This window comes from Mesorhizobium sp. M0184 (assembly GCF_040322215.1).
GTDB lineage: Bacteria > Pseudomonadota > Alphaproteobacteria > Rhizobiales > Rhizobiaceae > Mesorhizobium.
In genome coordinates, this window is sequence record NZ_JAMYSZ010000020.1 from 26,641 (window position 1) to 44,338 (window position 17,698).

Here is a 17,698-nt window from a genome sequence, read left to right on the forward strand (position 1 = left end):
ACAACGGCTGTTGGCCAGGGGCAAACCGGTCGCCGACGGCTCGATCGAAGCCGGCTGTTCTGCAAATTGCGGAACCACCATCGAATGGTCCTTCGCCGAGGTCATGGCTCTACAGGCCAGGGCGGACGGATCGGACTGGAGAGAGAAAGACAATGGGCACTTTTTTCTACATGCTCCTGGCGTTCCTGGTAGGTGTGTTGGTTGGCTGGTTCATTTGGGGACGCCTGCGTGGCGAACTCGACAGTTTGCGCGGCGATCTAGACCGCACGCGCAGCGAACGCGACAGATTGCGGGCCGATAGCGACCGTCTGACCGGTGAGTTGGATGCATGCGGCCGCGCCCGCGCCGATCTCGAACGCCGGCTGGGCGAGGCGAAAACCACCCAGGCGCCAACCGCGAAGGCGGCAACAGCCAAGGCGCCAGCCGCCAAGACCGGCGCGACCAAAGCCGCGATGCAGGCGCCGTCAACGCTGATGTCGACATCCGCACCGGCTAAACCGGCGCCGAAGAAATCTGCAACGGCGAAGGCCGCGACCGCGCCACACGCAAGTGCCGCTAAACCGGCAACACCGAAACCGCCTGCATCGAAAGCGAGCGCCGCGCCCAGGAGCGCGCCAGCGGCAAGCAAGGCTGCGCCAGCGGCAAAGAAAGCCGCGACCGGCAAGGCAACAGCCGCGGCAGCAGGCAACGCCAACGATCTGCGTCGCCTGATCGGCATCGGCCCGACCAACGAGCGGCTGCTCAAAGGGCTTGGGGTCACGACCTATGCCCAGATCGCCGCCTGGACACCCGACGATGTCAAGCGGATCGAGGCGACGTTGAATTTCGACGGCCGCATCGAACGTGAACGCTGGATCGAGCAGGCGAAACTGCTTGCCGCCGGCGACGAAAAGGAATTTGCGCGCCGCTTCCCGACCGCGGGGGAAGCCAGCAACACCTGATCCATCGCAAGGTGGCATTTGGAACAAGGCGGCGCCCACTGGCGCCGCATTTGTTTTTGCCGCCGCGCCTTTGCGTCTTGAGACGCCGCTCCCTCGATTGCACACGGTCGAGCCCCCATATAGATCGATCGCTGGTGACCGCAGCATTCGAGCCTTATGTCCCTGCCCCTGCCCTTTGCAATTTTCAGGAACGACGAGACCGCGCGGCAGCTCGTTTTCGACCGGCCGGCCGAGATAATCGCAGCGCATGGCGAGGCGGACTTTTTGCGTGCCCTGGAAGCCGCGCAGGCTGCACATGACGGCGGCAAATGGCTGGCCGGTTATTTCTCCTACGAGGCCGGTTACCTGCTCGAACCCAAGCTCGTTCCGCTGCTGCCGGCCAGCCGCCGCGCCCCGCTTTTCTGCCTCGGCGTGTTCGACGCGCCGGTCGAGGAGACGATCGCGCCAGGCGATCTGCCGGCTAGCAACGGCCCAATCTTCGACGCCAAGGCGGCCTGGTCTTCGGACGACTACGCCAAACGCTTTGCCAGGCTGCATGACCATATCCGCAAGGGCGACTGCTACCAGGGCAATCTGACCTTTCCGGTCCATGCGCAATGGTCGGGCGATCCGCTGGTCGCCTTCAACGCGCTGACCGAACGCCAGCCGGTGAAGTATGGGGCGCTGGTCGCGCTCGGCGATCCGATCGTCTTGTCGCGTTCGCCCGAACTGTTCTTCGAGGTGGACGCGGAAGGCATAATCGAGACGCATCCGATGAAGGGCACCGCGCCGCGCGGGGCAACAAAAGCCGAGGACGATCGCCTGAAAGCGTTCTTGCGCAACGACGAGAAGAACCAGGCCGAGAACCGGATGATTGTCGATCTCCTGCGCAACGACATCTCACTGATCAGCGAGGTTGGCACGCTCGATGTGCCGGAGCTTTTCCGCATCGAGAGCTACCCGACCGTCCACCAGATGGTGAGCCGTGTGCGGGCGAAACTCTTGCCCGGCCTCGCCATCCGCCAGATTTTCGCCGCGCTGTTCCCCTGCGGCTCGATTACCGGCGCACCGAAGATCCGCGCCATGGAGATCCTGCGCGATCTGGAAAGTGGCCCGCGCGATGTCTATTGCGGCGCCATAGGCTGGATCGCGCCCGGCGGCCGGATGCGTTTTTCCGTGGCGATCCGCACCATCTCGCTCTTTGCCAATGGCGAGGCGGTCTACAATGTCGGCGGTGGCGTCGTCTTCGATTCGACAGCCGAAGAGGAGTACCAGGAGTGTCTGCTGAAAGCCCGTTTCGCGACGGGAACAGTGCCGATTTCGAACTGATCGAAACAATGCGCTGGGAACCCGGCTCTGGTTTCCTCCGTTTCGACCGCCATCTCGCGCGGCTTTACGGCTCGGCAAGCGAACTCGGTTTCGCCTGCGATCCGCAAAGGGTCGGCGAAGCGCTGATGAATGCGGTCGGCCACCAACAGATCGCATTGCGCACTCGCCTCGTCCTGTCGCGCAAGGGCGAAGTCGCGGTTTCGGTGCAGCCCTACGAGCCGCTCGCCGCAGACAAGGTCTGGACCCTGCAGCTGGCGCGCGTGCGGCTTGATTCGAGCGACATGCTGCTGCGCCACAAGACCAGCCGCCGACAAACCTATACGCGCGCCCGCGCCGAATATCTCGCCAGCCGCGCCGACGAGGTGCTGCTCGCCAATGAGCGCGGCGAAATTTGCGAGGGCACGATCACCAATGTCTTTGCCGATTTCGGTGACGGCGTGCTGGCCACGCCGCGGCTCGATTGCGGCCTGCTGCCTGGCGTCCTGCGCGGCGAACTGCTGGATCAAGGCCGCGCCGGTGAAGCGGTCTACACGTGGAACGAACTGCAATCGGCCAAGGCGCTGTTCGTCGGCAACTCGCTGCGCGGATTGATCCCGGCGCGGCTGGGCTGAAGCATCTGGAGACAACAATGTTCGTGGTTTCGCTGAACTACAAGGTGCCGCTGACCGAGATCGACCGCCTGCAGCAAGCGCATGTCGAGTGGCTGAAGGCCTGCTATGCGCAAGGTATCTTTGTCGCCTCCGGGCCAAAGCGGCCAAGGACCGGCGGCATCATCATCGCGCGCGGTCCACGCGAGGAGCTCGATGCCAGACTGGCGGACGATCCCTTCGCCAAGGCAGGTGCCGCCGATTACGAAATCACCGAATTCACGGCGAGAATGGCCGCTGCCGCACTGGAAGCCTACAAAGAAGCATGAGTTTCCGCACACCGACCCACACACCCTATGACGGCTCGTCGAAACTGTTCACCATCGGGCTGAAGCCGCTCAATCTCGATAGCTGGATCGAGGTCGACGAATATCTGCTGCCCTATCTTGCCGAGAAACGCCGGCTTTATGCGGAAATTCCCGGCAAGGTTTTTGTCGAGGAGCAAACAACGCGCGACGCTCAGCGCGAAGTGCTCGATCTGCTCGGTGCGCATCTGGCGGCGAACTTTCCTGAGACCCACAGGCGTACCGCCGACGGGATCGAGGTGATCGGCGGCATCGACAATCTCGAGGGCTCAGGCACCTCAGCTTCTTTCAGCGATGCGCCGCTTGTCGCGGCCTCGTTGCTCGTGCAGGAGGATTTGATCCTGATGCGCCGCGACGACAGCGGCTGGCGTCTGGCCGCCGGCTCGCTCTGCTTCCCGTCGTCATGGTCGCTGACCGAAAAATTCGGCAAGCCGCTGCAGCAGATCCACGCGCCGGTACCGGGTTTCGGCCCGGGCACACGCCCGGCCGATCTCATCAACCGCATGTTCGACGGCCTCCAGGGCCAAGCCGTCGAGCGCTACAACTGGTCGATCCAGGCGGGCGACGCGCTCTACCATCCGCTCTCCAACCTCGAACGCATCGACCGCGCCAGCTGTCGCCCGTCGAGATTCCCGGATGGCGACATCGACGCCCATGCCTTTATCCGCGTCGAACGGCAGACGCTGAGAAAGCTCCCCGTTTCGGGCGACGTACTCTTCACCATCCGCATCCATCTCGACCCGCTCGCCGTGCTGGAACGCCACCCCGACCGCGCGGCGCTCGCGGCGTCCTTGGCCGAACAACTTCTGGCGCTGGACGAGGCACAACTCGACTACAAGGGGATGACCGCCGACCGTGACCGGCTGGTCGTGTGGCTCAGGGCGCTAGTGCTGTCCTAAATAGCAGCCACGCCCAGCAGCAGGATCGCGGACATTGCGGTAAAGACGGTGACGTTGACATCCCACCGCCAGCCCGCCGGTCCAAACGGCGGCCGGAACGGCGGATAGCCGTTCTCGTCATACAGCACGCCACCGTAGATCGGCCGCGAGAGCATGGCCGCGAAGAATGCTCCATACATAGCCGCGGCCAATCCCCCGGCGAGATAGAGCCGCTCGGCTTCGAGTTGTCCCTTGATCCAGATAAGTCCGAGCGCAATCAGCGCCACACCGGTGTAGCTCAGCACCTGCCAGACGACATGAAACCGGGCGTGTGGGGTCCACAACGGATTGGTTGCATGTGTGGCGTTCAAGTCGGCTTTGATCGTCGCTACACCGTAACCCGCGGTCGCGACGCTCAGCAGAATTCGGGCAAGCAGATGACTGTCATAAGCGAGTTCCATCGCATTTTCCTCCCCTCACGCCGGAACGGCTTGAATGGCCCCCTGGGCACAGAAGAGCTGCCCATCGGCCAGCCGCGCATAATTATGGACGATCCCCTTCTCGTGATCCTGCAACTGCACGATGAAGTTGCCGCTCTGCTCCGTCCAACTCGCGAGCACGAGATTCGGGCGTACGCTGGTCAGGTCGACCTTGACCACCTCGTCGATTTCGGTGGTCCCGATCGACGCCTGGATATGCAATTCCTGCGGCGAGAAAAACGTCAGCCGTGGTACGAAGGGGCCGAAAACGCAGTCGAAAGTCTTGCCGACGAGCGAAGCTGGAAAAGCATCGGTTTCTGCCATCATCCTCTCCTTGGCATGGCCGCTGCGGCCACGCCATTTGACGATTCTCGGTGTCGCAGTCGCATAAACATTCCGAATATTCCTTGGAGCGCTCCAAGGAATACGATCCGCCTATTTCGGTTTTGAGTCAATAAAATTCTTGGAGCGCTCCAAAAAATGGTCTACCTCAGGAAAAACGAGTGAATCGCCAATGCCAACCCTAGCCGATGTCGGCAAGGCTGCCGGAGTTTCCCGGGGGACTGTCTCCAACGTCTTCAACCGGCCGGAGCTGGTCAGGCCCGAATTGCGCGAGCGCGTCGAAGCGGCCGCGCGGGCGCTCGGGTTTGGCGGCCCCGATCCGAAAGGACGATTGCTGCGGGACGGCAAGTTCAATGCCATCGGGTTCATGCCGCCTGGCGCCTACGCCATCTCCGAAGTGATGAGAAGCCCCTATGGCCGCGAGCTGGTGCTCGGCGTTTCGCTCGCCTGCGACGAGGCTGGAACGACGCTCAGCCTTGTAAACGGCACCGATGACACGCGCTTCGCCAGCATCCGCGATGCGCTGGTTGACGGCTTTATCCTTGGTCACAGCGCCGATATTGGTCTCATAATTTCGGTCCAGAGACGGCGTCTGCCCTTCGTCATTCTCGAAAGCGACGCAGGTCCCGACATCAATTCGATAAAGATCGACGGCTGGAGCGGCGCGGTAGCTGCCGTCCGGCATTTGACCAGGCTGGGGCACCGGCATTTTGCCATCCTTTCGGTGCGACGGACTCCCGGCCCACCGATTGTCCACATGCCCGGACAGGCAACGCGCCCGCTTCTGGCCGGCTTCCCGCTCGACGATGAAAGGCTCGACGGTTTCAAACAGGGTTTGACGGAGGCGAATTTGTCGATCGAGGATGTTCCGATCATCGAGACGATCCCAGGCGAGCCATCTGCCGGAGCAGTAGTGTTCGACAGGGCGCCTGAAGCAACCGCGATCCTGACCATGTCGGATTGGCAGGCGATCACAATACTGGACGAGGCGGTTCGCCGCGGCATCGACGTGCCGGGCCACGTATCGGTCGTTGGCTTCGATGGGACCGCTGAATCCGCACGCACCACGCCTCCGATGACCACTGTGGCGCAAGACGTGATCGGAAAAGGCAGGCTGGCCGCCCGAATGGTTCTTGACAATGAGGCCCCCCGCCAGGTCGTTCTGCCGGTAGAACTGGTGGTTCGAGCCTCCACGGCCGGGCCGAGGGCAAAAGTCCGCTGAAACGCGCGGATGCGCCATCCGCATCAGGGGCGGCGCTGGCAGCGTCTTTTCGCTGAGCAGCGTCTGGCACTGAACGGGGCACAACTTGACTATAAGGGCCTGACAGCCGACCGTGACTGTCGGCGGAAGACAACTGTAACTTGTGGCTTGGGGGAACAATGATCCAGCATCTTGGCAGGCCGGTCACGTTCATGGCCGCGATCCTGGTACTGTCGACAGCAGCTGAGGCGGAGCCGGTGACTTATGCCGGCAAGCTTGGAAAAAGCGATATCGTCGTCGAATTCACCGGCGACCCCGCGACCGCGGACGGCCCGCTGGCCGGCCGCTACTTCTACCGCTCGAAGGGCGTCGATATCCCGCTGCAGACCAGGTTGCAGAAGGGCAGCACGTTCGAACTGGCCGAGGAGGAGGCATGCGGCGCCGATAATTGCGATGACGGAAAGGCCGCGCCGATCGCCGCTGTGTGGCGCCTGGCCCCATCCAGTAACGGCAAGACCCTTGAAGGCAGCTGGAACGGAAAGAAGGCGCTGCCGCTCAGATTGCAACGGGTCGCAAGTCGGCAAGTGACCGGGAACGAGCCCAGCACCCCGCTCGATCTCTACGATTTCAGCTTCATGAACTTCTTCGGCAATGACACGCCGCTCACCATGGAAACGTCCCCTTATGACTATCTGCAGATGGACACTCAGCTCGATAACGGCAAGACGACTGGTTGGCCGGACGCAACCTACCGCTATGTCGTCGACCCCCGCACCAGGTTTGCCACGCCGCGCATTGTCGAACTGTCCGGCGACGTTCCGATCGAGGCCGCGAATGCTCTGCTGCAAGAGAGGCACTGGCGCGCAAACATCGGCGCACTGGGCTGCGTGGCGGCGCAATATGCCGGTTTCAACGAAGGCGGGCCGATTGACGGTATGAACGGCGGCACGCTCGGCGGCTATGAGGACAGCACATTCGAAGTGACGTCGCTGACTCCGCGGCTGATGAGCTGGCGGGAGTCCGGCAGCATCTTCTGCGGCGGCGGAGCGCATCCGACCAACTATTCGGACGCCTACATCATGGATGTGCGCCGCGGCATCCTGCTCGGCCTTCAGGACATTTTCCTGGATACGATAGATGGCAAGCCCGGACCTTCGCTCGTCTCCTTGGTCAAGCAGCGGCGCAAGAAACCGACCGATCAGACCGATATTGATCACGAAGCCGAATGCGGCATGGACGATCTCATCGGCGAATATCTAGCGGTCAGCCTTTGGCGTGAGGGCGACAAGCAGGTTCTGGTGTTCGGGCTCCAGACCCTGCCGCATGCCATCCAGGCCTGCGCCGACGATCTGCTGGAACTGCCGGTCTCCGAGGCACGTGACCTCTTCAAGCCTGCATTCGCAAGACTGGTCGAGCCGTAGCCGGGATGGCGCGGCGTGAGGCCGGCCGTCCGCTTTTCGCTTTATTGTGACAATGATCTATGGTTTGTCGCGCCGCGGCCAAGCCGCTGTTCCGAAGCGTTTTTTGAGGGAGTAATCGATAAATGGCGAATGAAAACTGGCCCGTTTACGGTGAGATCACCGGCCCTGTAGTGATGATCGGCTTCGGCTCGATCGGACGGGGAACGCTGCCGCTGATCGAGCGCCATTTCAAATTCGACAAGTCGCGCATGACGGTCATCGACCCGCGCGACGCCGACCGCAAATTGCTCGACGAGCGCGGCATCACTTTCATGCAGGATGCAGTGACCAAAAAGAACTACAAGAAGCTGCTGACACCGCTTTTGACCAATGGCGGCGGCCAGGGCTTTTGCGTCAACTTGTCGGTCGACACTTCCTCGCTCGAGTTGATGAAGCTCTGCCGCAAGCTTGGCGTCCTCTATATCGACACGGTGGTCGAACCCTGGCTCGGCTTTTATTTCGACGAGAAGGCCGACAACGCCTCACGCACCAACTATGCGCTGCGCGAGACCGTACGTACTGAAATCGCGAAGAATCCGGGCGGCACCACGGCGATCTCGTGCTGCGGCGCCAATCCGGGCATGGTCTCGTGGTTCGTCAAGCAGGCACTGGTCAATCTCGCCACAGATCTTGGCTTCGACTTCGCGGAACCCGCGCAGCACGATCGCGAAGGCTGGGCCAGGCTGATGAAGAAGGCCGGCGTCAAGGGCATCCATATCGCCGAGCGCGACACCCAGCGCACCAAGAAGCCCAAGCCGATGAACGTGTTCTGGAACACCTGGTCGGTCGAAGGCTTCATTTCGGAAGGGCTGCAGCCGGCCGAGCTCGGCTGGGGCACGCATGAGGCGTGGATGCCGAAGAACGCCAAAAGCCACAAGAACGGTTCGAAGGCCGCGATCTATCTGGAGCAGCCCGGCGCCAATACACGCGTGCGCACATGGTGTCCGACGCCCGGCCCGCAATACGGTTTCCTGGTGACACACAACGAAGCGATCTCGATCGCCGATTTTTTCACCTTGCGCGGCAAGAAGGGCAAGGTGCAATACCGGCCGACCTGCCATTACGCCTATCATCCCTGCAACGACGCAGTGCTGTCGCTGCACGAGATGTTCGGTGTCGCCGGCAAGGCTCAGCCCGTGCATCACGTGCTCGACGAAAATGAACTGGTCGATGGCGTCGACGAACTCGGCGTGCTGCTCTACGGCCACGCCAAGAACGCCTACTGGTACGGCTCGCAGCTGTCGCTGGCCGAGGCGCGCAAGCTGGCGCCCTATCAGAATGCTACGGGCATGCAGGTCACCTCGGCGGTGCTGGCCGGCATGGTCTGGGCGCTGGAAAATCCCGAGGCCGGCATCGTCGAGGCCGACGAGATGGATTACAAGCGCTGCCTCGACGTGCAGGGCCCCTATCTCGGGCCGGTCAGGAGCTATTATACCGACTGGACACCGCTCGACAATCGGCCTGGTCTGTTTCCCGAGGATCTCGATACCAAAGACCCGTGGCAATTCCGCAACATCCTCGTTCGATAGCAGCGTTGCCTCGACACTCGGCCAGCTTGCAATCGCCCGGAAATCGGGCGATTGAAGAGGGGCGGCCTAGAGCCACGTGCGTCCATTTGGACGCACAAAGTACGCTCTAGCACTTTGAATGTGCGCATCGTGCTTTCCGAAAATCGGATCGATTTTCGGGCCGATGCGAGAGGAGAGGATCTTGAAGATGACGATTGCGCAAAGACTGCTTTCGGCTGGCATTGCCGCGGCCGCTACGGTCGCGTTGGCGGCCTGCACGACAACCGGCCCAGGCGAGCCGCCGGTGATCACGGCCAAGGGGGTTGAAGGCTCCTGGATCGACGCGCAGGGCACGGGCTTGTCCACCTTCAAGGGCGGCAGCTTCGCGACCGTCGCAACCGACACCGGCCAGAAGCTTGCCGATGGCAGCTACACCATGACCGGCGGCACCTCGGTCGAGATTCATGGCACTTCGCTGATCCGCCAGACGCCGATCAGCTTCAACTGCCTGATGGTCTCCACCAGCCAGCTCAATTGCACCAGCGCGAGCGGGCAGAATTTTGTGCTGACCAGGCGCACATGAAATCCGATTCCGAATTTACTTTGCACAAGGGCGGCGGCTTCAAGCCGCCGTCTTCTTGCGCCGGCAAAGCTGATGCCGATTTCCGCTTGCATCGACTGAAACGCGATGTGAACATAGCCCAAGAGGGCTGTTACATCCCAGTCAAACAAGAGCGTTAAACGCCTCTGGTCAAGTTATCCGGGAGACGAGAATGAAGAAGATTGCTGCCATCGCCGCGCTGTCGGCATCGGCGCTTGGCCTGTCGGCAGGGGTATCCTTTGCCGACTACACGCTCAACATCCTGCACATCAACGACTGGCACAGCCGCATCGAGAGCAACAACAAGTACGAATCGACCTGCTCGGCCGAGGAGGAGACCAAGGGCGAATGCGTCGGCGGTGCCGCCCGCCTGGTCACCGCGATCGCGCAGGAGCGCAAGAAGCTGGAGGGCCAGAACGTGCTGCTGCTCAGCGCCGGCGACAATTTCCAGGGCTCGCTCTTCTACACGACCTACAAGGGCAAGACCGAGGGCGAATTCCTCAACCAGATGAAATTCGACGCCGAGGCGCTTGGCAACCATGAGTTCGACGATGGCGAGTCGGCGCTGGCGCCGTTCCTCGACATGATCAAGTTTCCGGTGCTCGGCGCCAATGTGAAGGCCAATGCGCAATCCAAGCTCGGCGACCGCGTCAAGCCGTCGATCGTGGTCGAGGTCGGCGGCCAGAAGATCGGCATCGTCGGCGCGGTCACCAATGACACGCCGGAGCTTGCCACCCCTGGCCCGAACATTGCCATCGAAGACGACGTCAAGTCGATCACCGCTGAGGTCGAGAAACTGAAGCGAGAGGGCGTCAACAAGATCATCGCGGTCACCCATATCGGCTACAAGCGCGAGCGCGACGTGATCGCCAATATCCCGGGCATCGACGTGGTGGTCGGCGGCCACAGCCATTCGCTGCTGTCCAACACCGACCCCAAGGCGGAAGGCCCATATCCGACGATGGTCGACAATCCGGACGGTTACAAAGTGCCGGTCGTGCAGGCGGCGTCCTATTCGAAATATCTCGGCGAGTTCAAGGTCGTGTTCGACGACAACGGCGTCGTCAAGGAGGCAAGCGGCGATCCCATCCATCTCGACAAATCGATCACGCCCGACCCCGCGGTGCTTGCCCGCATCAAGGAACTCGGCGCGCCGATCGAGGCCTTGAAGAACAAGGAAGTCGCCGAGACCACCAAGGCGATCGACGGCAGTCGCGAAAACTGCCGCGCCCGCGAATGCGAGATGGGCAATCTGGTCTCCGACGCCGTCCTCGACCGGGTCAAGGGCCAAGGTGTCGAGATCGTCATCTCGAATGGCGGCGGCTTGCGCGCCTCGATCGACCAGGGCACCGTCACCATGGGCGAGGTTCTCACCGTCCTGCCGTTTCAGAACACGCTGGCGACCTTCCAGATCTCCGGCAAGGATTTGGTTGCCGGCCTCGAAAGCGGCCTCAGCCAGGTCGAGGACGGCGCCGGGCGCTTCCCGCAGGTTGCCGGCCTGAAATATGCGTTCGACAAATCGGCGCCGCCTAACGGACGCGTCAAATCGGTCGAGGTCATGGAAGGCGGCGCCTGGACGCCGATTAAGCCCGACAAGGATTACCTGGTCGCCACCAACAACTATGTCCGCCAGGGCGGCGACGGCTACAAGGTGTTCGCCGAGAAGGCCAAGAACGCCTATGATTACGGCCCGGGGCTGGAACAGGTCGTCGCCGACTACCTAGGCGCGCACCGGCCCTATACGCCGAAGCTCGACGGCCGCATCACCGAGATCGCCGCGACCGTGGCCCCGGCCGCAGAACCTGCCAACCCTGCCGAACCGCCAAAACCTGCTGAGGCTGCGCCGGCAAAGCCCGTTGAGCCGGCAATGCCCGAAATGCCGGCCGGCTCCGGCGACATTTCCAAGACGCCGCCGGCCGTCCCGGCTGAAACAGCGCCGGCACCCGCACCCGCCGAGCCGACCCAGCCGGCGGCACCTGCGGCTCCGGCCACACCGGCTCCGGCGACCCCTGCTCCGGCTGAGCCGGCACCGGCCGAAAGCAGCCATGTAATCGTCGCCGGCGATACCTATTGGGATCTCGCGGTGAAGGCTTATGGCGACGGCACCAAGTGGAAAATAATCTCCGATGCCAACAAAGCCTACGAGCCACGCCGCCTTCCGGTCGGCGCAACCTTGACGATCCCGGCGGCCTCGAAGTAATCCGGCCGCAGGAACGCAATGCACCCGCCCGGCAGACCGGGCGGGTGTTGCATTTCTGGGATAAGGTGCGGCCAGACGCAGCATTTGAAAACCGGCGCGGCATCGCTACTTTCGCCGCGGCACCGTTGGTTCGCGGTGTTGGAGAACCTCATGACGCTTGCCAACCCTGCTGAAATCAAAGCCGAGAAGACTGCCGCCTCGCCGTCGGCAGGGCGCCCTCTGGTCAGGACCGGCAAGGTCGGTGTCATGCTGATCAATCTCGGCACCCCGGACGGCACCGGCTTCAAGCCGATGTGGCGCTACCTCCGGGAGTTCCTGTCCGATCCGCGCGTCATCGAGCTCAACAAGGCGATCTGGTATCCGATCCTCTACGGCGTGGTCCTCACCACCCGGCCGAAGAAATCAGGGGCCAACTATGCCAGGATATGGAACCGGGAGCGCAACGAGTCGCCGCTGCGAACCTACACCCGCGCCCAGGCCGAGAAGCTCGGGCTCGCGCTCGGCGAGCTACCCAATATCGTCGTCGACTGGGCGATGCGCTACGGCAACCCTTCGACCGAGAGCGTGGCCGAGAGACTGGTCGAGCAAGGCTGCGACCGCATCCTGTCTTTCCCGCTCTATCCGCAATATTCGGCGACGACGACTGCGACTGCCAACGACCAGCTGTTTCGCGCGCTGATGAAGATGCGCCGCGCCCCGGCCATTCGCAGCGTGCCACCCTATTACAACGAGCCGGCCTATATCGAGGCGCTCGCCCGTTCGATTGAAAAGCATCTGGCTAGCCTCGACTTCGAACCGGAAATTGTCATCGCTTCCTATCACGGCATTCCGAAACCCTATTCCGACAAGGGCGACCCCTACCAGGCCCATTGCCTCGAGACGACCCGACTGCTGCGCGAAAAGCTCGGCTGGGATGAAAACAAGCTGATTACCACCTTCCAGTCGCGCTTCGGCGCGCAGGAGTGGCTGCAGCCCTACACCGACAAGACGGTCGAAAGACTAGGGCGCGAAGGCGTGAAATCGGTCGCCATCGTCAATCCAGGATTTTCCGTCGACTGCATCGAGACGCTGGACGAGATCGGCAGGGAAGCGTCCGAGACCTTCCATCATGCCGGCGGCGAAAAGTTCGCACACATCCCTTGCCTCAACGACAGCGCCGAGGGCATGGCGGTAATCGAGGCGATGGTGCGGCGCGAGCTGTCCGGCTGGGCCTGAACAGATCACCCGTCTATGCACCCGCAATCCGTGATCACCTGATTGTAACATTGCTGAAACACACTTAAGTGTTTGATGGGAATCGGTCGCGTGGAATATCCAACATGGCCGGCCTTTGAGGGGAGAGCCAAATGGGTTTCAGTGGTTTTGATATCGCGCTTCTTGTTCTTGTCGCCCTTGTCGTGCTGGTGCTTATCAAGGGCATCCGAACAATTCCGCAAGGCTATAATTATACCGTCGAACGTTTTGGCCGTTACACCAAGACATTGAACCCAGGCCTCAACCTGATCGTGCCTTTCGTCGACCGTGTCGGCGCCAAGATGAACATGATGGAGCAGGTGCTCGACGTTCCGACGCAGGAGATCATCACCCGCGACAATGCCACCGTTGCCGTCGATGGCATCGCCTTCTATCAGGTGCTCAACGCGGCGCAGGCCGCCTACCAGGTCTCCGGCCTGCAGAATGCGATTCTCAATCTCACGATGACCAACATCCGCACCGTGATGGGCTCGATGGACCTCGACGAACTTTTGTCGAACCGCGACGCCATCAACGAGCGCCTGCTGCGCGTCGTTGACGAGGCGGCGCATCCCTGGGGCATCAAGATCACTCGTGTCGAGATCAAGGACATCAACCCGCCGGCCAATCTCGTCGAATCGATGGGCCGACAGATGATGGCCGAGCGCAATAAGCGCGCGCAGATCCTCGCCGCCGAAGGCCTCAAGCAATCGCAGATCCTGGAGGCCGAAGGCCGCAAGGAAGCCGCCTTCCGCGATGCCGAGGCGCGCGAGCGCTCGGCCGAGGCTGAAGCACGCGCCACGCAGGTGGTGTCGGAGGCGATTTCCAAAGGCGACGTGCAGGCGCTCAACTACTTCGTCGCGCTGAAATACACCGAAGCGCTGACCAAGATCGGCTCAGCGACAAATAGCAAGCTCGTGCTGATGCCGATGGAGGCCTCATCGCTGATCGGCACACTCGGCGGTATTGGCGAAATCGCCAAGGAAGTTTTCCGAAGCGAAGGCACCGCCGGTGCCGCACGACGGGCCACCCGCCCGCCAGTCGTTCGTCCGAGCGAAACCTGAGGCCACAGCCATGCTCGACCGCATTGTTTCCGAACTCGGCCCGTGGAGCTGGATGGTCCTCGGCTTCGTCCTGCTGGTAATGGAGGTCATCGCGCCGGGCATTTTCATGCTGTGGATCGGCATTGCCGCGCTGTTGATCGGCGTCGTCTCACTGCTCATCTGGGATGCCGGTTTCTGGACCTGGCAAGTCCAGGTCCTCGCCTTCCTCGCGCTGTCGCTGATCTCGGCCTATGTCGGCAAGCGGCTGGTGGGCGGGCGCCATGATGAAACCGACCAGCCCCTGCTCAACCGTCGCGGCGCACAGATGGTCGGCCGGACGGCGACCCTTGCCGAGCCGATCAAGGACGGGCGCGGCCGCGTAAAGCTGGGCGACACGTTGTGGCGCGTCTCCGGCCCTGACCTGCCGGCCGGCACGCAAGTGCGCGTGACGGGCGCCGCTGATACCGACCTGGAACTGACGGTCGAGGCGGTCTAGAAGCCCGCTAGGCAGCACCGATGCGCAGCAGGTCGTGCAGATGGACGAGCCCGATCGGCCGCCTGCCTTCGACCACCATCAGGCTGGTGATAGCCGAGTCGTTGATCGTCTGCAGCGCCGTCGCAACAAGCGTGTCGGGCGCGGCCATTTTCGGCTCTCTGGTCATCACCTGATCGACGCTCATTGCCAGGAGATCGCTGCCGATATGGCGCCTGATGTCGCCATCGGTGATGATGCCGATCAGCTTGCCGTCCGCGGCAGTCACGGCCACGCAGCCAAACCCCTTGCGCGACAATTCGAGGATTGCCTCGCGCATGCCGGTACCTGACGACACCAGCGGCAGCCTGTCGCCGACATGCATGATCTCGCGGATCTGCGTCAGGTTGGCTCCGAGCTGGCCGCCGGGATGGAACGTGCGGAAATGGTCCGGGGTGAAGCCGCGTGCCTCGAGGAGCGCGATGGCCAGCGCATCGCCCATCACCATTTGCAATAGTGTCGAGGTCGTCGGCGCAAGCCCGTGCGGGCAGGCTTCCGGTGCTCGCGGCAGCAGAAGCACAACGTCGGCCGCGCGCGCCAGAGCCGATTTTTCACCCGCGGTGACCGCGACCAGCGGGATCGAGAAGCGCCTCGAATAGGCGATGATGCCCTTGAGCTCAAGGCTTTCGCCCGACCACGAAAGCGCGATTATGGCGTCGTTTCTGGCGATCATTCCAAGGTCGCCGTGATTGGCTTCGGCAGGGTGGACGAAGAAGGCCGGCGTGCCGGTCGAGGCGAGCGTTGCGGCGATCTTCGAGCCGATATGGCCGCTTTTGCCGACCCCGGTGACGATGACGCGGCCATCGATCTGCGACACCATGCCGACGGCTCGTGCGAACGGCTCGGCCAGCCCGTTTTCGAGAGCGTCTGCCAGTGCCGCGACGCCGGCCTGCTCCGTCGCCACGGTTCTCAGCGCCGAGGCAATCGCGGCCTGCCCGTCATGCCGCTTCCTGTCTGGGGATTTCACGTCCATGGACGATGCGATTAGCGCTTCGGCGCGCGCCTGTCCAACGGAATTGCCGTCCCGAACCTCCTGACGGGCCATGCCTCAACGCTCCGTTAACCATCCCCATTTACGGTTTCGTAAGTATGGCGCGCGTGCGCCGCGCAAGCAGTGGTGCCGATGTCCGGGTTTCAGCCTCAAAACAAAATGGGACGAAAGGGCAAGGCGGTCTGCGCTTTGCTGCTGGCAACCAGTGTCTTTGCGTTGTCGCGGCCGGCACTGCTTTGCGCCCAGGAAACCGAGTTGCGCGGCGAGGTTTCGGAATCGACAATCCTGGACGACCAGCAGTACAAGATCAGGCAATCGAGCATAGCCGGAACCCAAGCCGCGCAGGCTGCTGCAACCGCCAACGACAATACGCCGCTGCCTACCTATCGCCCGGCCAGCCAAGGGGCGTTGCCTGACGACGGCACGGGCGAGGCGGCCACAACCGGCGGCACTTTCGATCAACCAGCGGCCAGCGGCGATCCATTTCCCGACAACCCTGCTCCGCCCCCCCGACGGCGGCCAAGCGCGACGCAACGCGCCGCCAATGCGGCCAACGCCGAAGACGAGACCGCTGACAGCCAGAAGCGCAAGAGAACCGCGACTGCAGCCGCGGCGGCGACCGATGACACCGATACCGCCGCCATAGACGAGCAGGATACGGTCAACCGCCGTGCCGTCACCATCGATTCCGCCGAGAGGCTCAAGCTCGACCCCGGCGCCGAGCGCACCGAAGCCATCGAAGGCCAGGACAAGAAGAACGAGGACGACCCGTTCGCCGCCACCGGCATCAAGCTCGGCTCCTTCGTGATCCGGCCGACGCTCGAGCAAGGCCTGACGTCTTCGACAAACGCCGATTCGAGCAGCCTCGGCAAGCCGGCCTTGCTGTCGGAAACGACGCTGCGCTTCAACGCCGTCTCCGACTGGCGGGAGAATTCGGCGACGGTTGAGGGCTATGGCATCTTCCGCGAAACCTTGTCCGGCTATGACATTCACGAGGCGCAAGGCCGCGTCGATGGCACACTCAACATCGATCTCGACAATGATCTGCGCGCCATCGCCAAGCTGGGCTATGAGGCCTTGCCCGAATCGGCCTCGGCGCCGGACGCGGTCGTCGGCGCCGTTGGCCAGCCGGTGCGCCAGACCGTGAACGGCAGTCTCGCCGTCGAGAAGGATGCCGGCAAGATGCGCTTCGCGCTGACCGGCGCGGTCGAGCACGACATCTTTGGCGACGCCAAGCTTTCGTCGGGCGGATCGCTGTCGCAGAAGGGCCGCGACTCGACGCTCTACACGGCCATTTTGCGTACCGGTTACGAGATCTCGCCTGCCATCACCCCGTTCACCGAAATCGAGATCGGCCGGCGCGCTTATGATTTGCGCGTCGATCCAAACGGCTTCCAGCGCTCCTCGACCAGGCTTGGCGCACGGGCCGGCGTCGAGCTCGATCTCCGCGAGAAGCTTACCGGCGAGTTCTCGGTCGGCTGGCTGCGCGAAGCTATCGACGACGATGCCCTGCCGGCTATTTCGGGCGCGACGGTCAATGCCGATCTCAAATGGTCGCCGGAACGCGGCACCACGATCGGGCTCACCGCACAGACGACCGCCGAGAACACGACGAATGCGGGCGAAAGCGGCGACATGCTCTATTCCGGCAGCCTCACCGGCGAGCGGCAGATTCGCGCCAACCTGACCGGAAATGCCGCTCTCGGCCTTGAATGGCGCGACTATACCGGCTCCGACGATCATGATTTGACGCTGAGCGCCGAGGCTGGGCTGACGTGGTGGCTGAACCGCTACACCGGGCTCACCACCCGCGCCAGGACTGAAAAACTGACCAGCAACCTGGTTGGGCGCGACTACACGGCCAACAGTATCTTCGTCGGCTTGAAGTTGCAGCGCTAAATGCATGTCGCGCAAAAGTGTGCAGCGGTTTTGCGATAACGACTTGCCTAAAACAAGAACCTAAAGCGCGTCGCATGAGGCCGGTCGAACGCGGCGCGCTTTAGCCGATCAGCGCGGCAACCGGTGTTGA

Annotated in this window: 17 protein-coding genes; 14 read left to right on the top strand and 3 right to left on the bottom strand. The window is 62.6% G+C overall.

Features of this window, described 5'->3' with window-relative positions; genetic code table 11:
• Positions 1-152: 152 nt before the first annotated feature.
• The 5 genes from NKJ23_RS22390 to NKJ23_RS22410 all read left to right on the top strand — a co-directional run bounded on the left by NKJ23_RS22390 (position 153) and on the right by NKJ23_RS22410 (position 4,100).
• Positions 153-941 carry a helix-hairpin-helix domain-containing protein gene (locus NKJ23_RS22390; protein ID WP_352682448.1) on the top strand — a complete coding sequence of 263 codons (789 nt, stop codon included), beginning with the start codon at positions 153-155 and terminating at the stop codon, positions 939-941.
• A gap of 156 nt (positions 942-1,097) precedes the next feature.
• Complete coding sequence (locus tag NKJ23_RS22395) at positions 1,098-2,249, top strand: aminodeoxychorismate synthase component I (RefSeq protein WP_352682450.1); 1,152 nt, start codon at positions 1,098-1,100, stop codon at positions 2,247-2,249.
• Positions 2,198-2,860 (top strand): aminotransferase class IV family protein, encoded by a 663-nt coding sequence (locus NKJ23_RS22400; protein ID WP_352682452.1) that lies wholly within the window; start codon positions 2,198-2,200, stop codon positions 2,858-2,860. Before NKJ23_RS22395 ends, NKJ23_RS22400 begins: the two co-directional genes overlap by 52 nt.
• A gap of 17 nt (positions 2,861-2,877) precedes the next feature.
• Positions 2,878-3,165, top strand: coding sequence for a YciI family protein (locus NKJ23_RS22405; protein WP_023675400.1), 288 nt, complete (start codon positions 2,878-2,880; stop codon positions 3,163-3,165).
• Positions 3,162-4,100: a heme-dependent oxidative N-demethylase family protein gene (locus NKJ23_RS22410; protein WP_352682454.1), complete on the top strand. Its 939-nt coding sequence runs from the start codon at positions 3,162-3,164 to the stop codon at positions 4,098-4,100. The genes NKJ23_RS22405 and NKJ23_RS22410 overlap by 4 nt, the downstream gene beginning before the upstream one ends.
• Here NKJ23_RS22410 and NKJ23_RS22415 read toward each other — a convergent pair.
• Both NKJ23_RS22415 and NKJ23_RS22420 read right to left on the bottom strand, forming a co-directional pair.
• On the bottom strand, positions 4,097-4,540 hold the full coding sequence (locus NKJ23_RS22415) for a hypothetical protein (RefSeq protein WP_352682456.1): 444 nt from the start codon (positions 4,538-4,540) through the stop codon (positions 4,097-4,099). The two genes, NKJ23_RS22410 and NKJ23_RS22415, sit on opposite strands and share 4 nt — an antisense overlap.
• A 15-nt stretch (positions 4,541-4,555) precedes the next feature.
• Positions 4,556-4,882, bottom strand: a complete 327-nt coding sequence (locus NKJ23_RS22420; RefSeq protein WP_352682459.1) for a MoaF-related domain-containing protein — start codon at positions 4,880-4,882, stop codon at positions 4,556-4,558.
• 190 nt (positions 4,883-5,072) lie between these two features.
• Between NKJ23_RS22420 and NKJ23_RS22425 the strand changes: the two genes are divergently transcribed.
• The 8 genes from NKJ23_RS22425 to NKJ23_RS22460 all read left to right on the top strand — a co-directional run bounded on the left by NKJ23_RS22425 (position 5,073) and on the right by NKJ23_RS22460 (position 14,642).
• Entirely contained in the window at positions 5,073-6,122 is a 1,050-nt protein-coding gene (locus tag NKJ23_RS22425; RefSeq protein WP_352682461.1) for a LacI family DNA-binding transcriptional regulator, read from the top strand.
• Positions 6,123-6,280: 158 nt separating this feature from the next.
• A complete protein-coding gene (locus NKJ23_RS22430) occupies positions 6,281-7,522 on the top strand; it encodes a hypothetical protein (protein WP_352682463.1) in 1,242 nt (413 codons plus the stop codon).
• Between the two features lie 122 nt (positions 7,523-7,644).
• Positions 7,645-9,090: a homospermidine synthase gene (locus NKJ23_RS22435; RefSeq protein ID WP_352682465.1), complete on the top strand. Its 1,446-nt coding sequence runs from the start codon at positions 7,645-7,647 to the stop codon at positions 9,088-9,090.
• Positions 9,091-9,277: 187 nt separating this feature from the next.
• Entirely contained in the window at positions 9,278-9,652 is a 375-nt protein-coding gene (gene omp10 / locus NKJ23_RS22440; RefSeq protein WP_023720183.1) for an outer membrane lipoprotein Omp10, read from the top strand.
• Positions 9,653-9,842: 190 nt separating this feature from the next.
• Positions 9,843-11,870: a 5'-nucleotidase C-terminal domain-containing protein gene (locus tag NKJ23_RS22445; protein WP_352682467.1), complete on the top strand. Its 2,028-nt coding sequence runs from the start codon at positions 9,843-9,845 to the stop codon at positions 11,868-11,870.
• 150 nt (positions 11,871-12,020) lie between these two features.
• Positions 12,021-13,085 carry a ferrochelatase gene (gene hemH, locus NKJ23_RS22450; RefSeq protein WP_352682469.1) on the top strand — a complete coding sequence of 355 codons (1,065 nt, stop codon included), beginning with the start codon at positions 12,021-12,023 and terminating at the stop codon, positions 13,083-13,085.
• Between the two features lie 131 nt (positions 13,086-13,216).
• Complete coding sequence (locus tag NKJ23_RS22455; protein WP_352682472.1) at positions 13,217-14,167, top strand: SPFH domain-containing protein; 951 nt, start codon at positions 13,217-13,219, stop codon at positions 14,165-14,167.
• A 10-nt stretch (positions 14,168-14,177) separates the two neighbouring features.
• Positions 14,178-14,642, top strand: coding sequence for an NfeD family protein (locus NKJ23_RS22460; RefSeq protein ID WP_352682474.1), 465 nt, complete (start codon positions 14,178-14,180; stop codon positions 14,640-14,642).
• Positions 14,643-14,649: 7 nt separating this feature from the next.
• On the opposite strand, the gene NKJ23_RS22465 is transcribed toward NKJ23_RS22460, so the two are convergent.
• On the bottom strand, positions 14,650-15,651 hold the full coding sequence (locus NKJ23_RS22465; protein ID WP_023675389.1) for a KpsF/GutQ family sugar-phosphate isomerase: 1,002 nt from the start codon (positions 15,649-15,651) through the stop codon (positions 14,650-14,652).
• 177 nt (positions 15,652-15,828) lie between these two features.
• Here NKJ23_RS22465 and NKJ23_RS22470 point away from each other — a divergent pair, with 177 nt between their 5' ends.
• Positions 15,829-17,568: an outer membrane beta-barrel protein gene (locus NKJ23_RS22470; protein WP_502894798.1), complete on the top strand. Its 1,740-nt coding sequence runs from the start codon at positions 15,829-15,831 to the stop codon at positions 17,566-17,568.
• The last annotated feature ends 130 nt before the right edge of the window (positions 17,569-17,698 follow it).